Here is a 20,337-nt window from a genome sequence, read left to right on the forward strand (position 1 = left end):
CCCCAGGAGGACCCCTCATGTCGACCCCGCCCCAGCCCCAGGACGGCACCGGCGACGCCGCCCCTCGGACGCCCGCTCCTGAGGCCGCCGCCGCGCCCGCGCCCGCCAGGCCCAAGGGCGGAAAGGCCGGCAGGATCGGCAAGATCGTGGCGTTCGTCCTGGCCGCCGCCCTGGTGAAGTTCGGCATCTCGTACTTCGTCAACGCCCCGGTGCGCGCCGAGGTCGGCGACTGCGTGCAGGTGACCGGCAAGGACAACGACCCCAAGGTCGAGACGAAGAAGTGTGACGACAAGGACGCCAACTACAAGGTCCTGAAGGTCGTCGAGAACTCCTTCGACACCGAGGCCTGCACCGTGGGCGAGGCCGCCCTGGCGCAGCAGTGGGAGTCCGAGAAGTTCGTCCTGTGCCTGGACCCGGTCAAGAAGTGATCGCGCTCAGCTCGTAGCGAGGGAGATCCCGGTCGACTTGATGAGCGCGACGGCCGGGGACCCGACGGTCAGGCCCAGCGCCTCGGCGGCCTCCTTGGTGACGACGGCGGTCAGCGTGCCGCCCTCGACGTCCATCGTGACGGCGGCCATGGCGCCCCCGACGGTCGTGGCCGTGACGGTCCCCGCGATCTGATTGCGGATCGAGATCCCCTCGACGGGCCCCGTGGCCAGGGCCACTTCGGTGGCCTTGACCAGCGCCCGCACCGAGGACCCGGCGAACAGGCCGAGGTCCTCGACGGCTTCGCTGGTGACGGCGGCGACGATGTCCTGGCCGCTGTCCAGCCGGACCGTGACCGTCGTCATGGCCTCGCCGACGGACAGGGCCAGGACGCTGCCGTCGAACTGGTTGCGGATGCTCAGGGTCACGGTCGGTCCACCTCTTGCCGGGGCGCGCGGGCGTGCGTACGGGTCGACCGTAGGCCGCCGCACCCCGCGGCGAGGCCCCGGCTCGGCGCGGCCGATCGCAGGAACACCCTTCCGGCTGTGGGGCGTCGCGGGCCGTACCCCATAATCCCGTCATGCACACGGCACGAATCCTCGTGGTGGCCGGCCTGCTCGGCAGCTGTCTGACCGGCTGTTCCCTGCCGCTCTCCTTCGCCGACTGCGAGGGCACCGAGCAGCGCGTGGCCGCGGTCGCGGCCACCGACCTCCTCGCCCTGCACCCGGAGGGTGCCGTGGCCCCGCCCGGCCTCGCCGAGGTGGACTCCGGTTGTGAGGACGACAGCGGCGACTCCTGGGTGTCCGCGGGCCGCTTCTACGCCTACCCGGGCGACCCGGGCGAGGTCCTGCGCTACTACCGCACCACGGCGGCGCAGGCGGGCTGGCGCGAGGACATGGCCCCGCCCCGGCTGTGCATGACGCGCTCCGGCCTCACCTTCCTGCTGGACTTCCCCACGCAGCAGGAACTGACGGAGATCTACCGGTACACCCCGCCACCGGGCACCTCGTCGGGCGCCCTGTACCGGATCGCCGTGGAGGGATCGGCGGACGGCACACCGCGGACCTGCTGAGGGCGACCGCCGGGCGACCGCTGGGCCGACCGCCGTGGGCCCGCGGTCGCTTCGGCCGCGCGGCGGGCGGCGCGGGTGACGCGGCCGAGCGGTGCCAGGACCCGACCGGCCATCAGATGGCCGAGGACGAGGGCGAGGACGCCCACGACCGGCAGGGTCCGGACCAGCAGGCCGGTCAGGACGCTGCGCTGCCGGCCGTCCGCGCACGCCTCCACGGTCCGCCGCAGGTCGCCGGCCGGGTCCGTCCGGACCTCGGGCCCGACGCCGGGACAGCTTGCGCTGCTCAGCTCGACCCGCTCGGCCCCGACGACGTCGACCGGTGGCCTGCCGCCGTCCCGTACCGCCTGTGCCGTCAGCAGGCACAGGACGACGGTCAGCAAGGTCCCCGTCACCGCGAACGCCCCGGCGTACAGCAGCGTGAGCCGGATCCGGGCCCTGGGCCGCACCACCCTGCCACCCCCTGCTTCCTGGTCCGTGAACTCCCTGGAGCATCCTGCCGGTCGGGGCCGTAGGGCCGCGGTAAGCCGGGCCCGGGCGGCGCCGACGCCCGGGACGGTTCACGGCGCTGCCGTGGCCGGTCCGGTCGAGCGCAGCAGGAGCAGGGCGATGTCGTCGGTGCGGGCGGCCGTGCCCTGGGACCGGTGGACCAGGGCGTCCGCCAGGTCCTCCACGGAGGTGGCGGCGGCGGCCGCCTCGCCCAGGTGCGCCGCCGTGGCCCGGATGGCCTCGCCCAGGTCGCCGCCCGGGGTCTCGACCAGGCCGTCGGTGTACAGCGCGAGGAGGCTGCCGGGGGGGAACGGGAACTCGGTGGCGGTGTAGGTGGCCTCCGGGTCGATGCCCAGGAGCAGGCCCGGCGGGAGGTGGACCACGTCGGCCGAGCCGTCCGGGCGCAGCAGCAGCGGTGGCGGGTGGCCCGCGGTGGCCACGTACGCGGTGTGCCGGTCGAGGTCGATGTGGGCGTAGAGGCAGCTGGTGAACAGGCCCGGGTCGAGGTCGGTCAGCAGGCGGTTGGTGCGGGCGAGCACCTCGCCCGGCGGGGCGCCGGCCGAGGCGTGGACGGCCGTACGGACCTGGCCCATGAGGGCGGCGGCCTTGACGTTGTGCCCCTGGACGTCGCCGATGGCGGCGCCGAGCCGGCTGTCGTCGATGCGGATGAGGTCGTAGAAGTCCCCGCCGATGTCCATGCCGTGGGCGGCGGCCAGGTAGCGGGCGGCCACCTCCAGCCGGGGCATCCGGGGCAGGGTGCGGGGCAGCAGGCCGGTCTGGAGGCTGTGCGCGAGCTGGTGCTTGGAGTCGAACAGCCGGGCCCGGTCCAGGGCCTGGGCGATCAGCCCCGCGATGGACAGCAGGATCGCGCGCTCGCCGGGCGGGAAGGGGTGCGGACGGGCGTACGCGAGGACGAGCGAGCCGATGGGCGTGCCGGAGGCGATCAGCGGGAGGAAGGCCCAGGCCGCCATGTCGTCCTGGATCACCGCCCAGGGGTAGGCGGCCAGGAACTCGGTGGCGTCGGCGAAGAACTCCGGGGTGCCGGAGCGCAGGACCCGGGTGGCGGGGGTGTCGGCGGTGACCGGTTCGGCGTCGAAACGGGCCATCAGGTCGGCGGTGTAGCCGCGGAAGCCGACGATGTGCAGCCGGCGTTCCTCGGCCACGAGGAGGGCCATGGCGGAGGGGCCGAGGGCGGGCACGATCTGGTCCGCGGCCTGTTCCACCACGTCGTGGGCGTGGGCGGCCTCGGTGAGGGAGGCCGCCAGGTGCATCAGCTGGTAGAGCGCGGTGGCCCGGCTGGGCAGCGGGGCCCGTACCCCTGCCGGTTCGACACCGCCGGGGCCCACGGCTGCGGCCGGGGCGGCGTCGGCCGGGCCGGGGGCCGCGCCGGGGGCCCCGGGCACCCCTTCCGGGCCCGCCCCGGACGCACCTGCCACCCCGGACGCACCCGCCGCACCCGGCGTGCCCGCCGCGTCCTCCTCGGCCGCCGTGATGCGCACGCTGATCCCGGAGGCGTCCGGGTACAGCTCGAAGCGCAGCAGCCGGTCGGGCGGCCGCAGGGCGGTGAACGTGCGCGGCAGCCGGCTGATGACGGCGGCCCGGTAGTGGTCCTCGATCTCCGGGGTGTCCATCCACGGCAGGGCCTCCCACGGCAGGGCCCCGAGCAGATGGGAGACGGGGGCGCCGAGGAGCTCGGCGGCCTCCTCGGTGATGAAGGCGACCTTGCCGTTCAGGCCCAGGGCGCAGCTGCCGCCGGGCAGGCGGCGTACGAAGGCCAGGGCGACGGCGGCCTCGACCGGCCCGGGCGTGGGCGGCTGCGGGGGCTTGAGCACGACGGGGCGCTCGCCCGGTTCCAGGTGCCCGCCCGCGTCCGCCGCCCGGCGCACCACCTCGGCGAGCCGGACGCAGCCGCTCTCCATGGCCTCGCGTTCCCCCGGCCGCAGCTGCGGCGGGTGCGAGCCGGGCCACAGCAGCACCAGCCCGCCGAGGGCGGGCCCGGTCCCGTCGGCGGCGCGGCCCGGCAGCGGGGCCGCGGCGAGCGGGAAGTCGTAGGGCAGCACCAGGCCGAGCCGCGGGTAGCGCTGCGCCATCTCCTGCTGGCTGCCCAGCCAGACCAGCCGTGACTCCCGTACGGCGTCGGCGACCGGGATCGGGTCGTCCAGGCCCACCCGGGCCCAGGGCGCGGCGAACTGCCGGGAGACCCCGCTCAGCAGCACCTGGTACAGCACGCGCCGGTCGGGTGCGGGCAGGTAGAGCATGCCGACGGACGCGCCCGCGGCCCTGACCACCGCGTCGAGGGCCTTCTCCAGCGCGCGCCGGCCGGATCCGTCGTCCGCGGTGGCGGCGATCTCGTCCCGCACCCGTCCATCGTCCCCCAGACCCGGCCGCTCGCGCGTGAGGCCGCGCCGCCCCGCCCGGGACGGTCAGTCCGCGGCCGGGGCCGCGGAGCAGCCCGGGTGGCCCCAGCGGGTGCCGAGCTTGGTGATCTTCTCGCCGGCCGCGTACGGGTTCCCGCACGGGCAGCGGCCGGGGAACTTGGCCTTGATGGTGACGCCGCCGGCCCGGGCCGGTGCCGTCCGCTTCGCCGGGGCCTTGGCGCGGGCCGGGGCCGGGCGGGCGGCCGCCGGGTCCGGGACGGGGACGGCCTCGTGGCCGTGCGCGGTGCCCGCGGGCTGCTGGGTGCGGGCGGCGTCGCTGGCGGCCTGGTCGGCGATGGCGTTGAGGTGGTCGCCGTCCTCGCGGTGCGCCGGGACGTAGCGGAACTCCACGTCCCGTTCGGCGAGCAGGCCGTCGATGCTCTCGACCAGCTCGCGGTTGGCGACCGGCTTGCCGCCGGCGGTCTTCCATCCGTTGCGCTTCCAGTTCGGCAGCCACTGGGTGACGGCCTTCATGGCGTACTGGGAGTCCATCCGCACCTGGACGGCCGTCCCCGCTGGTACGGCCTCCAGCAGCCGCTGCAGGGCGGTGAGCTCGCCGACGTTGTTGGTGGCCCGGCCCAGCGGACCGGCCTCCCAGCGCTGCGGGCGCCCCTCGGCGTCGGCGATGACCCACGCCCACCCGGCCGGCCCGGGGTTTCCCTTGGCCGCCCCGTCACAGGCGGCGATGATGCGTTCAGACATCCCCCGATCATGCCTCACCGGCGCGCCCGGCCCCGCATCCGCCGGTCCCCCTCGGCCGGTGCGGCAGCGGGGGCGCAGGGCGCGGCCGGGAGGTGGCGCTGCCACAGGTCGGGGTCGTGCGGTCCGGGCGTCCGGGCGCACAGCAGCGGGACCAGGCGGGCGGGGTCGGTCTCCCCGGTCCGGACGGTGTCGTCGAAGCTCCCGGTGACCAGGGTGTGACCGTCCGGGGCAACGCGACCGTGGCCGGCGGCAGCGTGTGGCCGGTCAGGGGGCGCCGATCTGCGCACCGGTCGCCACGTCCCACAGCCGGACGGTGGTGCCGGAGCCGCCGCTGACGAGCGGGCGGCCGGCCGGGCCGAACGCCGGCGCGGGCACCGCCCCGCCGCCCTGGAGCGGGCCGCCCAGGGGTACGGGGGCGGTCCTGTCGGTCACGTCCCACACCCGTAGCTGCGGCCGCCGTGGGAGCCGCCGGTCGCCGGCCGGCGGCCGTCCGGCCAGCCCTCGGGTCGAGCTGGACCGCGAACGCGCCTTCGGCGGGGCGGACCCGGTCGGCGGTGGCCGCGATCTGGCGCAGGAGGGCCCGGTCGCGCTGGTCGGTGGCGGCTTCCTGGGCGGCCACCAGCCGGGTGGGCCCCGTAGAGGAGGTCGGGCTCGCCTCCGCCGGCCGCCCACTGGTCGGCGCCGGCCTCTATTGGCCGGCGGACGAGGTGGCGGGCGCGGTCGCCGATGCGGTCGCGGAGCCGGTCGGCGGTGCCGCCGCCGGGCCCGTCGGCGGCCGGGTCGCCGATCCGGTCGTCGAACGGGTCGCCGATCCGGTCGTCGACGTGGACGAGTTGGACGAAGACCCAGGGTGCGGCGGCCCGGGCGGCGCTGTCGAGTCCGTCGTGGACCTGCTCGGCGGTGGTGGCGACGGCGTGGCGGATGCGGCCTGTGCGCCGGTACCCCTCGACGGTCAGGAGACGGCCCTCGCGCTGCTGCCAGGTGGTGCAGGGCGCCGTCGGCCTGCTGTGCGCCCCGCGGTCCGCTGTCGCGTGCCACCGTCCCGCCCCCGCGCCCGATGGCAGGAGCGCACGGCGGGGCGGGAAGCGCCGGTGGTGAACGGCGCACGGGACCCCCGCGGCAGGGGTGCGGCCGCGGGGGTCCTTCTCAGCCGGCTCAGCGGTGCACCGGGGGTGCGGCGACCGCTCCTCGCGCTGCGTCCCCTACTTCCACATCAGGCCCTTGCCGAGGGTGTACGGGTCGCCCCAGTACTCGGCCGAGGCGACCTTCGTCGCGGCCGACGGAGCCATGGCGATCACACAGCCCGTGGTGGACTGGCCGTTGCCGAAGCCCTTGGGCAGCGAGTCCTTCTGGCACTTCTCGAACTTGCCGATGACCGAGACCTCCTGGGCCTCGGAGCCGTCACCGAGGTGGCCCTTGATGTGGCCCACGGTGGCGTAGGACAGGTCGACGGTGCCGACGTTCTTCACCGAGTACCGGATGTAGTACGGGACCATCCCGTTGACCTTGTCACCGAGCTTGAGCGGCGCGAGGTCCTCGGCCTTGCCCTGCTCGATGCCGGTGACGGCGAGTTCGATGGTGCCGCCCTTGGTGCTGCCGTAGCTGAACGGGAGCGTGGTGGCCTCGCCGATCTTGAAGGTCTGTCCCGCCTTCGCCGCACCGCCGGCCCCGCCGGGGGCGGCACTCGCGGTGGGCTGCGAGGACTGGGTCGGCGGGGTGCTGTACCCGTCGGACGGGGCCGACGGGGCGGACGAGGCGGCCGAGGGGCTCGCCGTCGCCGCGCCGCCGCCGTCCTCACCGTTCTGACAGGCGGTCAGGGTCAGGACCCCGACGACCGTCGTCGCGATGGCGATGGCACCCTGTGCGGTCTTCCGCGCGCCGAACTTGCTCACTGGATCTCCCCCGTGACGTGGGATCGCCTGGTGCGATCCGTTGATCTCATTCTTATGAGAGGAGGCTGAGATTCCGGAAGGCTCGTGACCGTTTCATGACATGGCCAGAACATGCCCGAGACGAGTTCCGCCGCAGGTCAGAGACCCCACAACGCCGGAGGGACAGAAGGCCCGACGGCCTTCTGCCCCTCTTCCTCGACGTGACCGGGCCACTCAGGGCTTGGTCTTCACCACGAGGGTGTTGCACACCTTGTCGGCGAACGTCTGCTTCTTCTCGTCCCACAGCGGCCACAGGTAGCCGATGTAGCAGGGCAGGCCGTCCAGGACGTGCGCCAGCCGGCGGACGAAGGCCATGCCGAAGCCCAGCGGGCGGCCGTCCTGCTCGCGCAGCACGCTGATGCCCACGATGCGCTTGCCGAAGGACTGACCGGTCGTGCCCTCCAGGTAGAGCGTGTAGATGCCCATGCCGAGCGCGTAGAGCATGGCCACGAGGCCGATGATGCCCAGCGCGCCGCCGTCGGAGGCGGTGGCGCCGCCGATCAGCCCCACCGCGTAGAACGGGCCCGCGATGATCAGGACGTCCAGCAGCAAGGAACCGACCCGCAGGCCCCAGTGGGCCAGCGGCGGCATCCCCATGCCCGGCATTCCCGGCATGCCGGGAGGCGGGTAGGCCCCGTACGGCTGCTGCGGGTAACCCGGCTGCTGGTAACCGCCCTGCGGGGGCACGCCCTGGGGGGCCTGCTGCGGGTAGCCGTAGCCGGGCTGCGCCTGCGGGGGCTGCTGGGGGTAGCCGTAACCGGGCTGACCCTGCGGGGGCTGGCCCTGGCCGTAGGGGTTGTTCGGATCGCCGAAGCTCATCGCGAAATCTTCTCCATGCTCTGGATCTGGGGACGAGACAGACAGCAGGGAGGACGCCTCGCGTGCTGAGCGGCAGCACACCTCCCCCGTCGTCGCGGTCATGCGCGGACCATCGTGGTCGTACGATCAGGTGTTTGTCCAACCCGGCAGCGGGTATCACGGCGCGGCAGGACCTCACCAGGGGGCGAACCGGGACACCCCGCTCTCGGTGCGGGCGCCGACCGTCCCGTGGTCCCCGTACACCTCGCGCCGCCACTGGCCGAAGAGTTCGGCGATCCGCTCGGCGTCGTCCCCCTGGCTCTTGCCGGGGGCGTCGGTGACGACGACCACCCAGGCCTCGGCCCCCTGCCCGGTCCCGCGGACCCGGACCTCGCGCACCCCGCCGGGGGCGACGAAGCGGTCCTCCTCCGTCCGGTGCCCGGCGTACCAGCCGTTGAAGTCCCGGGTCATGTCGTACCAGCCGGCCACGACCGCGCAGGCCGGAGGACCGCCGTCGGTGGGTCCGTCCGGGAGCCCGGTGGCGGCGCCGCCGTCGGTGGGGAGGTGCGGAAGGCCGGTGTCCTCCTCGGTGGGGATCTGCGGGGCGCCGCTGCCCGTGTCCTCCTCGGTCGGGATCTGCGGGCCCCCCGTTCCCGTGTCCTCCTCGGTCGGGATCTGCGGCGTGCCCGGCCCGGTCTCCTCGCTTGTCGGGAGCTCGGGCCGGCACGTGGGCGAGGCCGGGACGCTCGGCGCGGGCGGCGCGCCCTGGTCCGTGCGGTGCGTCCCGCACGCCGCCGACGCCCCGAAGCAGAGCACGGCGGCGGCCAGGGCCACCAGCGTCCGGCCGGCCGACGGTCGGCCGGGCCGCATGCGTGCGGCCCGTATGCGTGCGGCCCGCATGCGTCCGGGCCGTATGCGTCCCGCCCGTACGCGTCCGGGTCGTTCGGGTCGTATTCCTTCGGCCCGTATCCGTCCGGTCGGCACCCGGCCGGCCTCGGTCACCCCGGTCGTCTCCGTCATCGTCCATCCCCCCTTGCCGTGGAAGAGGGGCGGGGGGCACCGCGGGTTCCCTTCCCCGGCGGCCGGTTGCGTCGCAGGCCCGTCCGGTGGCGGGGACCGTGGGAGCCTCGCGCGGGGAGCGCCGCTCACCCCTGCGGGCGAATCCCCCGGTGGCCCGCGGGCCCGTGCCCGGCCCGCGCGGCGGCGTAGCGCCGCAGGTCGACCGGGGCGAACGGCCGCCCGGCCGGCGCGGATCGGCCCGCCGGACCCCTTTGTGCAAGATCGACACAGTGTGCTCAATTGATCACCGCACGTTGTCATCAGCAGCGCGGAAGGATCCTCATGCGCACGGTCCGAGAAGCCGTTCTCGACGTTTTACGGGCCCGTGGTACGACCACGGTCTTCGGCAATCCCGGCTCCACCGAACTGCCGATGCTCAAGCGGTTCCCCGAGGACTTCCGCTACGTCCTCGGCCTCCACGAGGCCGTGGTCGTCGGCATGGCCGACGGGTTCGCGCAGGCCTCGGGCACCACCGCCCTGGTCAACCTGCACACGGGACCGGGCACGGGCAACGCCATGGGCGCGATCCTCAACGCCCGGGCCAACCGCACCCCCATGGTCGTCACGGCCGGGCAGCAGGTGCGGGCCATGCTCACCATGGAGGCCCTGCTCGCCAATCCGCAGGCGACCCTGCTGCCGCAGCCGGCCGTCAAATGGGCCTACGAGCCGCCGCGCCCGGCCGATGTCGCCCCCGCTCTGGCCCGGGCCGTGCAGATCGCCGAAACCCCGCCGCACGGGCCGGTGTTCCTCTCGCTGCCCATGGACGACTTCGACGCGCCGCTCGACGCGCAGGACGACGCGGCCGCCCGGGCGGTCGCCGCCCGTCGTGTGGTGCACGCGGCGGCGCCCGACACGACCACGCTGGATGCGCTCGCCGCGCGCATCGCCCGGGCCGCTTCCCCCGTCCTGGTCGTCGGCGACGACGTCGACGCGGCCGGGGCCTTCGACGAGGTACGGACGCTGGCCGAGCGGACCGGACTGCCGGTCTGGGCCGCCCCCGCCTCCGCCCGGGTGTCCTTCCCGCGCACCCACCCGCAGTTCCGCGGTGACCTGCCGCCCGCCATCGGCCCGTTGAGCCACTGCCTGGAGGGCCACGACCTGGTCGTGGTCATCGGGGCGCAGGTGTTCCGCTACTACCCGTACGTGCCCGGCCCCTACCTGCCCGAGGGCACCGAGCTGGTGCTGCTGACCCGGGACGCCGAGGAGGCCGCCAAGGCCCCGGTCGGGGACGCGGTCGTGGCGGACCTGGCGCTGACCGTACGGGCCCTGGCCGAGCGCATCGGCCCGGCCGAGCGCCCCGCCGCGGGCGGGGCGCCGCGTCGCGAGGGCCGGTTCGCCGAACCCGCCGACGGTGTGCTCAGCCCCCTCGCCGCGCTGCGGGCGGTCGCCGAGGGCGCCCCCGACGACACCTTGTGGATCAACGAGTCCCCCTCCAACGTGCCGCAGTTCCACGAGGCCACCCGGATCAGCACGCCGCGCTCCTACCTGTTCTCGGCGGGCGGCGGCCTCGGCTACGGGGCGGCCGCCGCCGTCGGGGCCCAACTGGGCGCGTCCGACAGGCCGGTGGTCTGTGTGATCGGGGACGGCTCGATCCACTACGCCGTGCAGGCGCTGTGGACCGCCGCCGCCCACCGGGTTCCGGTCACCTTCGTCGTCCTCAGCAACGCCCGCTACGCGATCCTCCAGTGGTTCGCCCAGGTCGAACACGCCCAGGGGGCGCCCGGCCTGGAGATCCCCGGGCTGGACATCACCTCCGTTGCCGCCGGCTACGGCGTGCGCACCCACACCGCCCACGGCGCCGGCGAACTGACCAAGCTCGTCCGGGACTCCGCGGCGCAGCAGGACGGGCCGGTGCTCATCGACGTACCCGTCACGACCGAACTCCCCTCCCTGTGAAGGCCACCGGCATGTCCAACCCCCCGTCCGGCGCGGCGCTCGACGCGTTCCTCGGCCGGCTGCGCACGACGCTGCCCGCCGACGCCCTGCTCACCGACTCCGCCGCCCGCACCGCGCACGCGCATGACGCGGCGCCCTTCTCCGAGCCCGGCATGCCCGCCGCCGTAGCCCTTCCCCGCACCGCCGAGGAGGTCCAGCAGATCCTGCGCGCCGCCTACGCGTGCGAGGTCCCGGTCGTCCCGCAGGGGGCCCGTACCGGGCTGGCGGGCGCCGCGAACGCCGTCGACGGGTGCCTGGTGCTGTCCACCGTTCGGATGGACCGGGTGCTGTCCGTGGACCCGGCCAACCGGCTGGTGCGCTGCGAGCCCGGCGTGATCACCAAGGACCTCGACGCCGCGGTCGCCGCGTACGGGCTGACGTACCCGCCGGACCCGGCCTCCTGGGAGCGGTGCACCATCGGCGGGAACATCGCCACCGGGGCCGGCGGCATCTGCTGCGTGAAGTACGGCGTGACGGCCGACTACGTGCTCGGCCTGGACCTCGTCCTGCCCGACGGCCGCCGGACCCGCACCGGCCGGGACACCGCCAAGGGGGTCGCGGGATACGACCTGACCCGGCTGGTGGTCGGCTCCGAGGGCACCCTCGCGGTCGTCGTCGGCGCCACCCTGGCGCTGCGGCCGGCCCGTCCGCCGGCCCTGTCGCTGCTCGCGCAGTTCCCGAGCCTGACCGCCGCGGGGGACGCGGTGGCCGCCGTCACCGCCGCCGGGCACCTGCCGTCCGCGCTCGAACTGCTGGACCGGGCCACGACCCGCGCGGTGGCGGACTACGGGCATCCGCTGCTCAAGTCCGGCAGCGCGGCCACGCTCATCGTGGAGAGCGACGCCGCCGCGCCGGAGCGGGAGTTGCGGGAGATGGAGCGGCTGTGCCGGGAGGCGGGCGCCGACCATGTCGTGGCGGCGGCGACGCCGGAGGAGTCGCGCCAGGTGATCGAGGCGCGCCGGCTGGTCAGCCCCGCGCTGGGCGCGTACGCGGCGACGCTGGGCGGTTCCCCGACCGCGTTCATCGAGGACGTGGCGGTGCCCCGCTCCGAACTGCCCAAGTTCGTGGGGGCGATCGAGGAGATCGCGGCCCGGCACCGGCTGCGGATCTTCACGCTCGGGCACGCGGGCGACGGAAACCTCCACCCGACCGTGGTCTTCGACGCGTCCGACGCCGACGAGCACCGGCGGGCGCGGATCGCGTACGACGACATCATGGCCGCCGGTCTCGCCCTGGGCGGGACCACGACGGGCGAGCACGGGATCGGCACCCTGAAGCGGGACTGGCTGACCCGGGAGCTGGACCCGGTCGCCCTGGAGCTCCAGCGCGGGCTGAAGCGGCTGTTCGACCCGAAGAACCTGCTGAACCCCGGGAAGGTGGTGGAGGCATGACGGAACCGGTGACACCGGCGGCGACCGGCACGTCGGCTCCGGACTCGGCGTCCGATCCGGCATCGGCATCGGCTCCGGGCTCGGCGTCGGCGGCAGCATCGGCTCCGGGCTCGGCTTCGGCAGCGGCTCCGGCTCCGGGCTCGGCTTCGGCGGCGGCAGCGGCAGCGGCTCCGGCTCCGGGCTCGGCGTCGGCAGCGGCATCGGCTCCGGCTCCGGGCTCGGCTTCGGCGGCGGCAGCGGCATCGGCTCCGGCTCCGGGCTCGGCGTCGGCTCCGGCTCCGGGCTCGGCGTCGGCAGCGGCATCGGCTCCGGCTCCGGGCTCGGTGTCGGCAGCGGCAGCGGCTCCGGTGGGGGCCGCTGCCGGGGCGTCGGAGCGGCCGGCGGCCGTGGCGCTGCGGGCCGGGCCGGTCGAGAACGCGCGGTTCGTCCTCACCCAGGTCCTGCCGGCCTTCGCCAAGGGCATCGGGGAGCTGCGGGCGCCCGTGGTCTCGGCGGCGGTACGGCTGCGGCAGACCGACTGGGCCGCCGCGACGCTGCGCGCCCTGCGGTCCCGGTACGGGGGCGCCCCGGTCCTGGTCCGCGCCCTCTCCGGCGACGTGCTCCTGCTGCTCGACCCCGCCGACGTCCGGCAGTTCTTCGCAGAGCCCGTGGAACGCCTCGCCCTGGACGCGCACGACAAGGTGCGGGCGCTGGGCGTGCTGGAGCCGAACGGTGTCATCTGCTCGCACGGCCCGCTGCGCGAGGCCCGCCGCGCGGTCAACGACCGGGCGCTGGCGGCGGGGCGGACCGTCCATCCGTCGTGCGCACCGTACCTGGCCGTCGTCGACGAGGAGTGCGCCCCGCTCACGGCCGGCCCGCGGCTGGACCAGGCCACCGTCCAGCGGGCCGTGGAACGGATCGGCCGGCGCATCGTGCTCGGCGACCGGGCCGCGGGCGACGAGGAATTGCACCGACGGCTGCGCAGGCTCCGCGAGGAGGCGAACTGGCTGGGCCTCCGCAAGAGCCGCAACCGGGCCAACGAGCGGCTCTACGCGGCCACCGCGGCCCGGCTCGCGGAGTACGCCGCGGACGCCCCGGCGCACACGCTGCTCGGCCGCGCCCTGGCCGAGCCGTCGGCGCCGGAGGTCGACCCGGTGGGCCAGGTGCCGCACTGGTTCTTCGCCCTGGACGGTGTCGGGACGACCGTCGCGCAGACCCTGCTGCTGCTCGCCGCGCATCCGGCGGAGCAGGACGCCGTCCGCGACGAGGTCCGGGACGCGGGCCGGGAGGCGGGCCGGGACGCGGCTCCGGACGAGGGCGGCGGTGCGGGGCCGGGGACCCGCGCGGACTCCCGACTGCGGGCCTGTGTCCAGGAGTCGCTGCGGCTGTGGCCGCTGGTCCCGGCCCTGGTCCGGGTCACCCGGGCGGAGACCACCTGGCGCGGTGTCGTCCACCCCGCCGGGACCACCGTGCTGGTGCCCGCCGGGTTCCTCCAGCGCGATCCCGCCCATGTGCCCGCCGCCGACCTGTTCGTGCCCGGCCGCTGGCTGACCGCCGGAGCCGACCACGACACCCGGACGGCCCCGTTCAGCCACGGCGGCGGACGCTGCCCCGGCGACCAGCTCGGGCTCCTGCTGACCGCCGCCGTCTGCGCGCGCGTGCTGCGGGACCACCGGGTCGGTGGTGTCCGGCCGGCACTGGATCCGCACCGCCCGCTGCCGGGCGCCGTGGAGGCCACGGCGATCCAGCTGACCCTGACCCCCCGCTGACCGCCGTACCGCCCACCGCGACGCCGCGGCCCGGTCCGGTCGCCGTGGCGCCGTGGCCGGGCCCGGTCGCCGTGGCCGGGCCTGGTCGCCGTAGCGCCGTTGTCTGCCGTCGAGGAGGAAGCCCACCCATGACATCACCCGTCACCTCCGTCACCGAACCGGACGTGGCCGCCCTGCACCACCTCTGCCGTGAACTGGCCGAGGCCGCCGAAGCCGTCGGCAGGGCCGCGGCGCACGCCAGTGCGCTCGGCCTCGGCTCCCGGTTACCGGGCCGCGCCAAGCGCACCCTGCGCCGGGCCCTGACCGACCCGGCCGGGCTCGGCTGGGCCTGGCGCGGCCGGGGGCCGTTCACCCGGGCCGCCTGGTGCGCCGGGGTGCTCACCAGCCGGGAGAGCCTCGCCGTGAGCCTGGCCGTGACCGGCCTGAAGGCCCGGATCCGGGCCGCCGCCGTCGCCCATCCGGAGCTGCTGGCCGATCCCGACACGGCCCGGGTGCTGCGCGCCGTCGAGGAGGACCGGCAGGGGGACGCGCTCCGCGCGTTCCGCTCGGTCCTCGGCAGCCAGGGCTCGGAGCGCGCCTTCGCCCTGCTCGCGCCGTCGTTCACCGACATCCTGGCCTGGAACGCCCTCACCGACGAGAACCCGCTCAACGACGCCGCCGGCTGGGACATCGCCACCGGCCGTACGCTCACCACCTCCGAACCGGTGATGGGCGTCAGCATCGCGGTCCTGTCGTTCCTCGACCGCGGACCGGGGCGGGCCGTACCGGTGCCGCCGGATCCGGCCGACCTGGAGCACCTGGACACCTCGGGCACGATCGCCGGCTACGTCCGCAACATCGACGCGATCGGCACCGCCGGCCGGCTGCTCGTCCAACGGGTCACCGGTCCCGACGGCACCGCACGGTACGTCGTCCAGCTGGCGGGCATGGCGGCCGACAAGGTCAGCCACGACACCCCGCAGGACCTGCTCGGGGCGATCAGCGCCGTGGTCCGGCCCGGTACGCCGTACTCCCGGGCCGTGACCCGGGCGCTGCGGATGTGCGTGCCCTCGGGGGCCGAAGTGGCTCTGATCGGGCACTCCTTGGGCGGGATCACCGCCATGAACCTGGCCGCCGACCGGGACTTCTGCGCGCTGTACCGCATCTGCCTGGTCGTCGCGATCGGTTCGCCGATCGACGGCAAGCTCCCGGCCGATCCCACGACCCGGGTGTTCTCGCTGGTCAACGAGCACGACGTGGTGCCGAGCCTGGAGGGGCGCTCCGCGGTGTCGCCGTACGCCCTCCCCGACGCGTTCACCGAGTTCACCTGGACCGACGACACCCACGCCTTCCCGCTGTGCCACGCGGCCGAGCGGTACGCGCACAACCTCCAGTTCGACGTGCCGGAGGTCAGTTCCCACGTCGACGCGGAGCTCGCTCCCTTCCGCGGCCGGGTCACCGCCGGCCGCCTCTTCCAGCTGTACGACCGCTGAGGACGGACCACGCACGATGACCGAGACGACGAATCCGACCGACCCGCCGAAGCCGGCCGGGGCGGCGTCGCAGCCGACGGGCCCGGCGGGGGCCGCGGTCCCCGCCCAGGGCGGCCCGCGCGCGGCGGCCCCGGCACCCCCGGCGCCGCCGGCCTCCGGGTACGGCCCGCCCGGGCTGCTGGAGCGCCTGGGCTCGGCGGCGTTCGCCCGGCTCAACCGCACCCGGGAGTGGCACGAACTCCCCGGACCGATCGCGTTGTTGAACCTGCGCTCGCTCCGCGACGACCTGCGCCGGCACAACCTGTACGACACCTACGGGGCCGGGGGCGAGCGGCCCCGCCGGGCGCCGGCGCAGCTGCCGCCGTACCGCTCGTACGACGGGTCGGGCTACGACCCGTACGACGAGGACATGGGCCGGGTCGGTACCCGGCTGGACCGCAACGCGCCGCTGCACCTGGTCTTCCCGGACTCCGAGGAGGACCTGATGAGTCCGAGCCCGCGGGAGATCAGCCGGCACCTGCTGGCCCGGCGCGGCTTCGTCCCGGCGCCCACGCTCAACCTGCTGGCCGCGGCATGGATCCAGTTCGAGAACCACGGCTGGGCCAACCACGGGGACAACGAGGAGGCCGAGCCGTTCTCCGTGCCGCTGGCCGAGGACGACGACTGGTCCGGGCGGTGCCCGATGCGGATCAACCGCACCCGGCCCGACCCGGTCGCGCACACGGCGCCGGGCGTCCCGCCGACGTACGAGAACACGGTCACGCACTGGTGGGACGGCTCGCAGATCTACGGCTCGGACGAGGAACGCTGTCGCGCCCTGCGCACCGGCGAGCACGGGAAGCTGACCGTGGACGAGGCGGGCCGGCTGCCGGCGGACCCGCGTCCGGGGCGGGACTGCCTGGACTGGACGGGGATGAACAGCGACTACTGGGCGGGGCTGTCGCTGCTGCACACGCTGTTCGCGAAGGAGCACAACGCGATCTGCGACCACCTGCGGTCGTACTACCCGACGTGGGACGACGAGCGGCTCTTCCACACCGCGCGGCTGGTCAACGCGGCGCTGATGGCGAAGATCCACACCGTGGAGTGGACCCCGGGCATCCTGGACACCCCGGTGCTGCGGCGGGCGATGCACACCAACTGGTCGGGAGTGCTGCCGCGTTGGGTGACGAAGCGGTTCGGACGGATCGGCGACGGGGAGATGCTCAGCGGCATCCTGGGTTCGCCGACCGACCACCACGCGGCGCCGTTCTCGATGACCGAGGAGTTCGTCTCGGCGTACCGGCTGCATCCGTTGATCCCGGACGAGCTGATCGTGCGCGACCACCGGACCGGAGGGACGCGGACGACGATCGGCTTCGACGACATGCAGGGCGCCGCGACCCGGCGTTCGGTGGACGAGTACGGGATGAGCGACCTGTTCTTCTCCTTCGGAACGGCCCATCCGGGCGCCCTGGTGCTGCACAACCATCCCGATGCGCTGCGGGACTTGAGCAGGCTGACCGGAGAGCGGATCGACCTGGGCACGGTCGACGTCCTGCGGGACCGGGAGCGCGGCATCCCCCGGTACAACGCGTACCGCCGGATGCTGCGCAAGCGGCCGGTGACGTCGTTCGAGGAACTGACGGGTGGTCATCCGAACGACACGCCGCTGCTGCGGGACCTGTACGAGGGCGATCTGGAGCGGGTCGACACGCTGGTCGGCAATCTGGCCGAGCCGCGGCCGGCGGGGTTCGGGTTCAGCGACTCGCTGTTCCGGATCTTCATCGTGATGGCGAGCCGGCGTCTGAAGAGCGACCGCTTCTTCACGACGGACTACCGGCCGGAGATCTACACGGCGGAGGGCCTGGAGTGGGTCGACCGCAACACCATGGTCTCCGTGCTGCTGCGGCACCATCCCGAACTGGGTCCCGCGCTGGACGGGGTCGACAACGCCTTCGCGCCGTGGAGGAGCCTGTGACCGGGTCCGTGCCGGTTCCCGGGCGTCCGGCCTCGTCGCCGTCCCTACCGGTGTCCGTGCCTCCGTCCGGTCCTGCGTCCGTGCCGCCGTCCGTGCCTCCGTCCGGTCTTGCGTCCGTGCCGCCGTCCGGTCCTGCGTCCGTGCCGCCGTCCGTGCCTCCGTCCGTGCCGGGCGGGGTGATCCCGCGGGCCCGGCGGTCCGCGCAGGGGCCCGGTGGTGACCCCGCGCTCGGGCTGCACGCGCATGCCGATGCCTTGCGGGAGCACGCCCGGCGGCTGCTGGCCGGGGCGGAGGCCCTCGGCTGGAAGGGGCCGGAGGCGGATGCCTTCCGGGAGCGGGTGACGGAACTGGCGGGCCGCTGCAGCCGGGCGGCCACCGACCTCAGCCGGGCGGCGGGGCAGGTGGCGGATCCCGGTGCGGCGCGTCCCGGTGCGGCCGGTACCGGGGGGACGCGTCCCGGTCCGGCGCGGTGAATTTCCCCCGCTCGGGGGAGGAGACTCCCCCGAGCGGGGGATAAACGCGCCCCGCCTGGCAAGGATCATGGACGAGCGGGGTCCTCCGACGGAGAGGACCCTCCGTGGTGGGGGACGAGGACGGGAGAGGGCCATGGGGGCGGACAGCAGGATCGCGGTCGTGACGAGCGACATGGGCATCGAGCGGGACGAGGAGCTCCCGACGCTGCTGGCGGCGCTGCGGGAGAGGGGCGCGGACGCGGAGGCGGTGGTGTGGGACGCGGACCCGGGGACCTGGGGCCGGTTCGACCTCGCCGTCATCCGGTCGACCTGGGACTACACGGGGCGCCTGGAGGAGTTCCTCACCTGGGCCGATACGGCTGCCAAGGCGACGCGGCTGTGGAACCCGGCGGCGACGGTGCGGTGGAACAGCGACAAGCACTACCTGCGGGACCTCGCCGAGCGCGGGGTGCCCGTGGTGCCGACACGCTTCCTGGAGCCCGGCGGGCAGTACACCGAGGCGGATGTCGACGGGGCCGACGGGGTGGTGGTCAAGCCGTCGGTGTCGGTGGCCGCCCGCGACACCGCGCGCTACGAGCCCGGCCGGGCCGCCGACGCCCTCGGCCACGCGCGGATGCTTCTGGAGCAGGGCCGGGGCGTGCTGGTCCAGCCCTATCTGCACCGGGTGGCCGAGGGTGAGCGGGCGCTGGTGTTCTTCTCGGGCGTCTTCAGCCATGCGATACGCAAGGGGCCGCTGCTGACGGAGCCGGGCGTCATCGACAACGCGCGCATACCGCACCCGAGCGTGGTCCCGTACGAGCCGACCGAGGCCGAGCTGCGGACGGCCCGGGCGGCCCTGGCGGCCACGCCCTCGGCGGAGCCGCCGCTGTTTGCGCGGGTCGACCTGGCCCTGGACGGGGCGGGCGAGCCGGTGCTGATGGAGCTGGAGCTGATCGAGCCCTATCTGTTCCTCGACCGGAGCCCGGGCGCGGTGGAGCGCTTCGCCGGGGCGGTGGCCGGCCTGGGCCGGGGCTGAGCGCCCCGGGTCGGGGCTAGGCCGCTCCGGGTGCGGCCGGGGCCGGGGTGGTCGGGAGGTCCATGGCGCGGGCCATCAGGGCCCGGGCCTGGGCGTCGCCCGGTGCGTGCTGGAGGGCGACCGCGGCCTCGGTCACCGCGGCGTCGTTCCGCCCGGCCGCCAGCAGGAGTTCGGCCAGGTGCAGCCGCAGCGGCACGTCCTCGGGCGCGGCGGCGACCGCGGCCCGCAGGCTCCGGATCAGGGGGGAGTCGTCGTCGGACATGCCCTCACCCTATGGAGTGAGGGCCCACGGGTGGAAACGGGATCGGCCGACCGCGCCCGACAGGGGCGATCATGGAGGCGGGCCGACGGACGTCCCGCGAGTCCAGGAGGAACGACATGTCACGCCCCGTCACCATCGTCACCGGAGGCAGCCGCGGTATCGGCGCCGCGACCTGCGTACGGCTCGCCGCCGACGGCCACGACCTCGTGCTCGGCTATCTGAGCGACCGGTCCGCCGCACAGGCCACGGCGGACGCGGTGCGCGCCGCGGCGCCGCAGGCCCGGTGCGTGACCGTGCCCTGCGACACCTCCCAGGAACGGGACGTGGAGCGGCTGTTCGACACGGCCCGCGCCGCGCTCGGCCCGGTGACCGGCCTGGTCAACAACGCCGGGGTGACCGGCCCGCTGGGCCGGCTCGCCGAGGCCCGCACCGAGAACCTGCGCCGGGTGGTGGAGGTGAACCTGCTCGGCTACCTGCTGTGCTGCCGCCGCGCCGCCCGGGACATGGCGGGGTCCGGAGGAGGCGCCATCGTCAACGTGTCCTCCGCCGCCGCCACCCTCGGCTCCCCCGACGAGTACGTCCACTACGCCGCGACCAAGGCGGCCACCGACGCCCTGACCGTCGGGCTCGCCAAGGAACTGGGCCCGGACGGCATCCGGGTCAACGCCGTCGCGCCCGGCGTCATCGAGACCGACATGCACGCCGCCATGGGCGACCCGGACCGGCCGGCCAAGGCGGCGGCCGTGACCCCGCTGCGGCGGCCGGGGCAACCGCAGGAGATCGCGGCGGCGATCGCCTGGCTGCTGTCCCCCGAGGCCTCGTACGCCACCGGCGCCGTGCTCCGGGTCGCGGGCGGCCGCTGAGCCGCCGCACCCGCTACGACAGGCCGAACGCCCGCCGGGTGGCCGGGCCGTAGACGCCCTCGGGGTCACCGGTCAGGCTGCGGTCGCGCTGGAGCTGGGCGACGCCGCGGCGGGTCCGGTCGTCGTAGACGCCGGTGACGGAGACGTAGGTGAAGCCCTGCCCGAAGAGCCGTTGCTGCAGGGCCCGGACCTCCGGCCCGCGGTCCCCCGGGCGCAGCGTGCCGTCCGCCGCCGGCGGCGGGGCCGGGGCCGGCGTGCCGGTGGGCGCCGGGGCGGCGCCCCCGGCGCCTGGAACCACCGGCTCCGGCACGGCCCCGGCCCCGGACG

The 20,337-nt window shown here is 75.2% G+C and carries 20 protein-coding genes and 1 pseudogene; 10 read left to right on the forward strand and 11 right to left on the reverse strand.

Annotated features, from left to right (window positions below; genetic code table 11):
- Positions 1 to 17: 17 nt before the first annotated feature.
- Positions 18 to 428, forward strand: a complete 411-nt coding sequence (locus EF918_RS18340) for a hypothetical protein (protein ID WP_125647254.1) — start codon at positions 18 to 20, stop codon at positions 426 to 428.
- Between the two features lie 6 nt (positions 429 to 434).
- On the opposite strand, the gene EF918_RS18345 is transcribed toward EF918_RS18340, so the two are convergent.
- Positions 435 to 854, reverse strand: coding sequence for a molybdopterin-binding protein (locus EF918_RS18345; RefSeq protein ID WP_125647258.1), 420 nt, complete (start codon positions 852 to 854; stop codon positions 435 to 437).
- A gap of 152 nt (positions 855 to 1,006) precedes the next feature.
- Here EF918_RS18345 and EF918_RS18350 point away from each other — a divergent pair, with 152 nt between their 5' ends.
- Positions 1,007 to 1,498, forward strand: a complete 492-nt coding sequence (locus tag EF918_RS18350) for a hypothetical protein (RefSeq protein WP_125647261.1) — start codon at positions 1,007 to 1,009, stop codon at positions 1,496 to 1,498.
- On the opposite strand, the gene EF918_RS18355 is transcribed toward EF918_RS18350, so the two are convergent.
- From EF918_RS18355 to EF918_RS18380, 8 genes are all read right to left on the reverse strand, one after another.
- Positions 1,405 to 1,947: a hypothetical protein gene (locus EF918_RS18355; protein WP_125647264.1), complete on the reverse strand. Its 543-nt coding sequence runs from the start codon at positions 1,945 to 1,947 to the stop codon at positions 1,405 to 1,407. The genes EF918_RS18350 and EF918_RS18355 overlap by 94 nt on opposite strands.
- A gap of 108 nt (positions 1,948 to 2,055) precedes the next feature.
- Entirely contained in the window at positions 2,056 to 4,242 is a 2,187-nt protein-coding gene (locus EF918_RS18360; RefSeq protein ID WP_125647298.1) for a PP2C family protein-serine/threonine phosphatase, read from the reverse strand.
- A 165-nt stretch (positions 4,243 to 4,407) separates the two neighbouring features.
- The gene (locus tag EF918_RS18365) at positions 4,408 to 5,103 is read right to left on the reverse strand and encodes a ribonuclease H (protein WP_125647268.1); all 696 of its coding nucleotides are present in this window, start codon (positions 5,101 to 5,103) and stop codon (positions 4,408 to 4,410) included.
- 264 nt (positions 5,104 to 5,367) lie between these two features.
- Positions 5,368 to 5,535, reverse strand: a complete 168-nt coding sequence (locus tag EF918_RS37050) for a hypothetical protein (protein WP_185921804.1) — start codon at positions 5,533 to 5,535, stop codon at positions 5,368 to 5,370.
- Complete coding sequence (locus tag EF918_RS39300; protein WP_369009095.1) at positions 5,532 to 6,167, reverse strand: hypothetical protein; 636 nt, start codon at positions 6,165 to 6,167, stop codon at positions 5,532 to 5,534. Before EF918_RS39300 ends, EF918_RS37050 begins: the two co-directional genes overlap by 4 nt.
- 138 nt (positions 6,168 to 6,305) lie before the next feature.
- Entirely contained in the window at positions 6,306 to 6,995 is a 690-nt protein-coding gene (locus EF918_RS18370; protein WP_125647271.1) for a hypothetical protein, read from the reverse strand.
- Between the two features lie 213 nt (positions 6,996 to 7,208).
- Complete coding sequence (locus EF918_RS18375) at positions 7,209 to 7,853, reverse strand: RDD family protein (protein ID WP_125647274.1); 645 nt, start codon at positions 7,851 to 7,853, stop codon at positions 7,209 to 7,211.
- Positions 7,854 to 8,027: 174 nt separating this feature from the next.
- Complete coding sequence (locus EF918_RS18380) at positions 8,028 to 8,702, reverse strand: hypothetical protein (protein WP_125647277.1); 675 nt, start codon at positions 8,700 to 8,702, stop codon at positions 8,028 to 8,030.
- A 471-nt stretch (positions 8,703 to 9,173) separates the two neighbouring features.
- Between EF918_RS18380 and mdlC the strand changes: the two genes are divergently transcribed.
- The 7 genes from mdlC (at position 9,174) to EF918_RS18410 (ending at position 18,885) form a co-directional block, all read left to right on the forward strand.
- Positions 9,174 to 10,787 carry a benzoylformate decarboxylase gene (gene mdlC / locus EF918_RS18385; RefSeq protein ID WP_125647280.1) on the forward strand — a complete coding sequence of 538 codons (1,614 nt, stop codon included), beginning with the start codon at positions 9,174 to 9,176 and terminating at the stop codon, positions 10,785 to 10,787.
- An 11-nt stretch (positions 10,788 to 10,798) separates the two neighbouring features.
- Positions 10,799 to 12,217, forward strand: a complete 1,419-nt coding sequence (locus tag EF918_RS18390) for an FAD-binding oxidoreductase (protein ID WP_125647283.1) — start codon at positions 10,799 to 10,801, stop codon at positions 12,215 to 12,217.
- A gap of 347 nt (positions 12,218 to 12,564) precedes the next feature.
- A complete protein-coding gene (locus EF918_RS18395; protein WP_125647286.1) occupies positions 12,565 to 13,965 on the forward strand; it encodes a cytochrome P450 in 1,401 nt (466 codons plus the stop codon).
- A 128-nt stretch (positions 13,966 to 14,093) separates the two neighbouring features.
- Positions 14,094 to 15,437 (forward strand): hypothetical protein, encoded by a 1,344-nt coding sequence (locus tag EF918_RS18400; RefSeq protein ID WP_125647289.1) that lies wholly within the window; start codon positions 14,094 to 14,096, stop codon positions 15,435 to 15,437.
- Between the two features lie 16 nt (positions 15,438 to 15,453).
- The gene (locus EF918_RS18405) at positions 15,454 to 17,397 is read left to right on the forward strand and encodes a peroxidase family protein (RefSeq protein ID WP_221889725.1); all 1,944 of its coding nucleotides are present in this window, start codon (positions 15,454 to 15,456) and stop codon (positions 17,395 to 17,397) included.
- Positions 17,398 to 17,651: 254 nt separating this feature from the next.
- Positions 17,652 to 17,870 (forward strand): hypothetical protein, encoded by a 219-nt coding sequence (locus EF918_RS37055; protein ID WP_185921805.1) that lies wholly within the window; start codon positions 17,652 to 17,654, stop codon positions 17,868 to 17,870.
- Positions 17,871 to 18,030: 160 nt separating this feature from the next.
- Positions 18,031 to 18,885, forward strand: coding sequence for a RimK family alpha-L-glutamate ligase (locus EF918_RS18410; protein WP_260610337.1), 855 nt, complete (start codon positions 18,031 to 18,033; stop codon positions 18,883 to 18,885).
- A gap of 52 nt (positions 18,886 to 18,937) precedes the next feature.
- Here the strand turns inward: EF918_RS18410 and EF918_RS18415 are convergent.
- A pseudogene (locus EF918_RS18415) lies at positions 18,938 to 19,147 on the reverse strand (tetratricopeptide repeat protein); the annotation flags it as partial.
- A gap of 116 nt (positions 19,148 to 19,263) precedes the next feature.
- Here EF918_RS18415 and EF918_RS18420 point away from each other — a divergent pair.
- A complete protein-coding gene (locus tag EF918_RS18420; protein WP_125647295.1) occupies positions 19,264 to 20,010 on the forward strand; it encodes an SDR family NAD(P)-dependent oxidoreductase in 747 nt (248 codons plus the stop codon).
- Between the two features lie 13 nt (positions 20,011 to 20,023).
- Here EF918_RS18420 and EF918_RS18425 read toward each other — a convergent pair.
- Positions 20,024 to 20,337: peptidoglycan-binding protein (locus tag EF918_RS18425; protein WP_148141244.1), on the reverse strand; the 314-nt coding region annotated here is incomplete at its 5' end.

The organism is Streptomyces sp. WAC06614, from assembly GCF_003949795.1.
Lineage (GTDB): Bacteria > Actinomycetota > Actinomycetes > Streptomycetales > Streptomycetaceae > Streptomyces.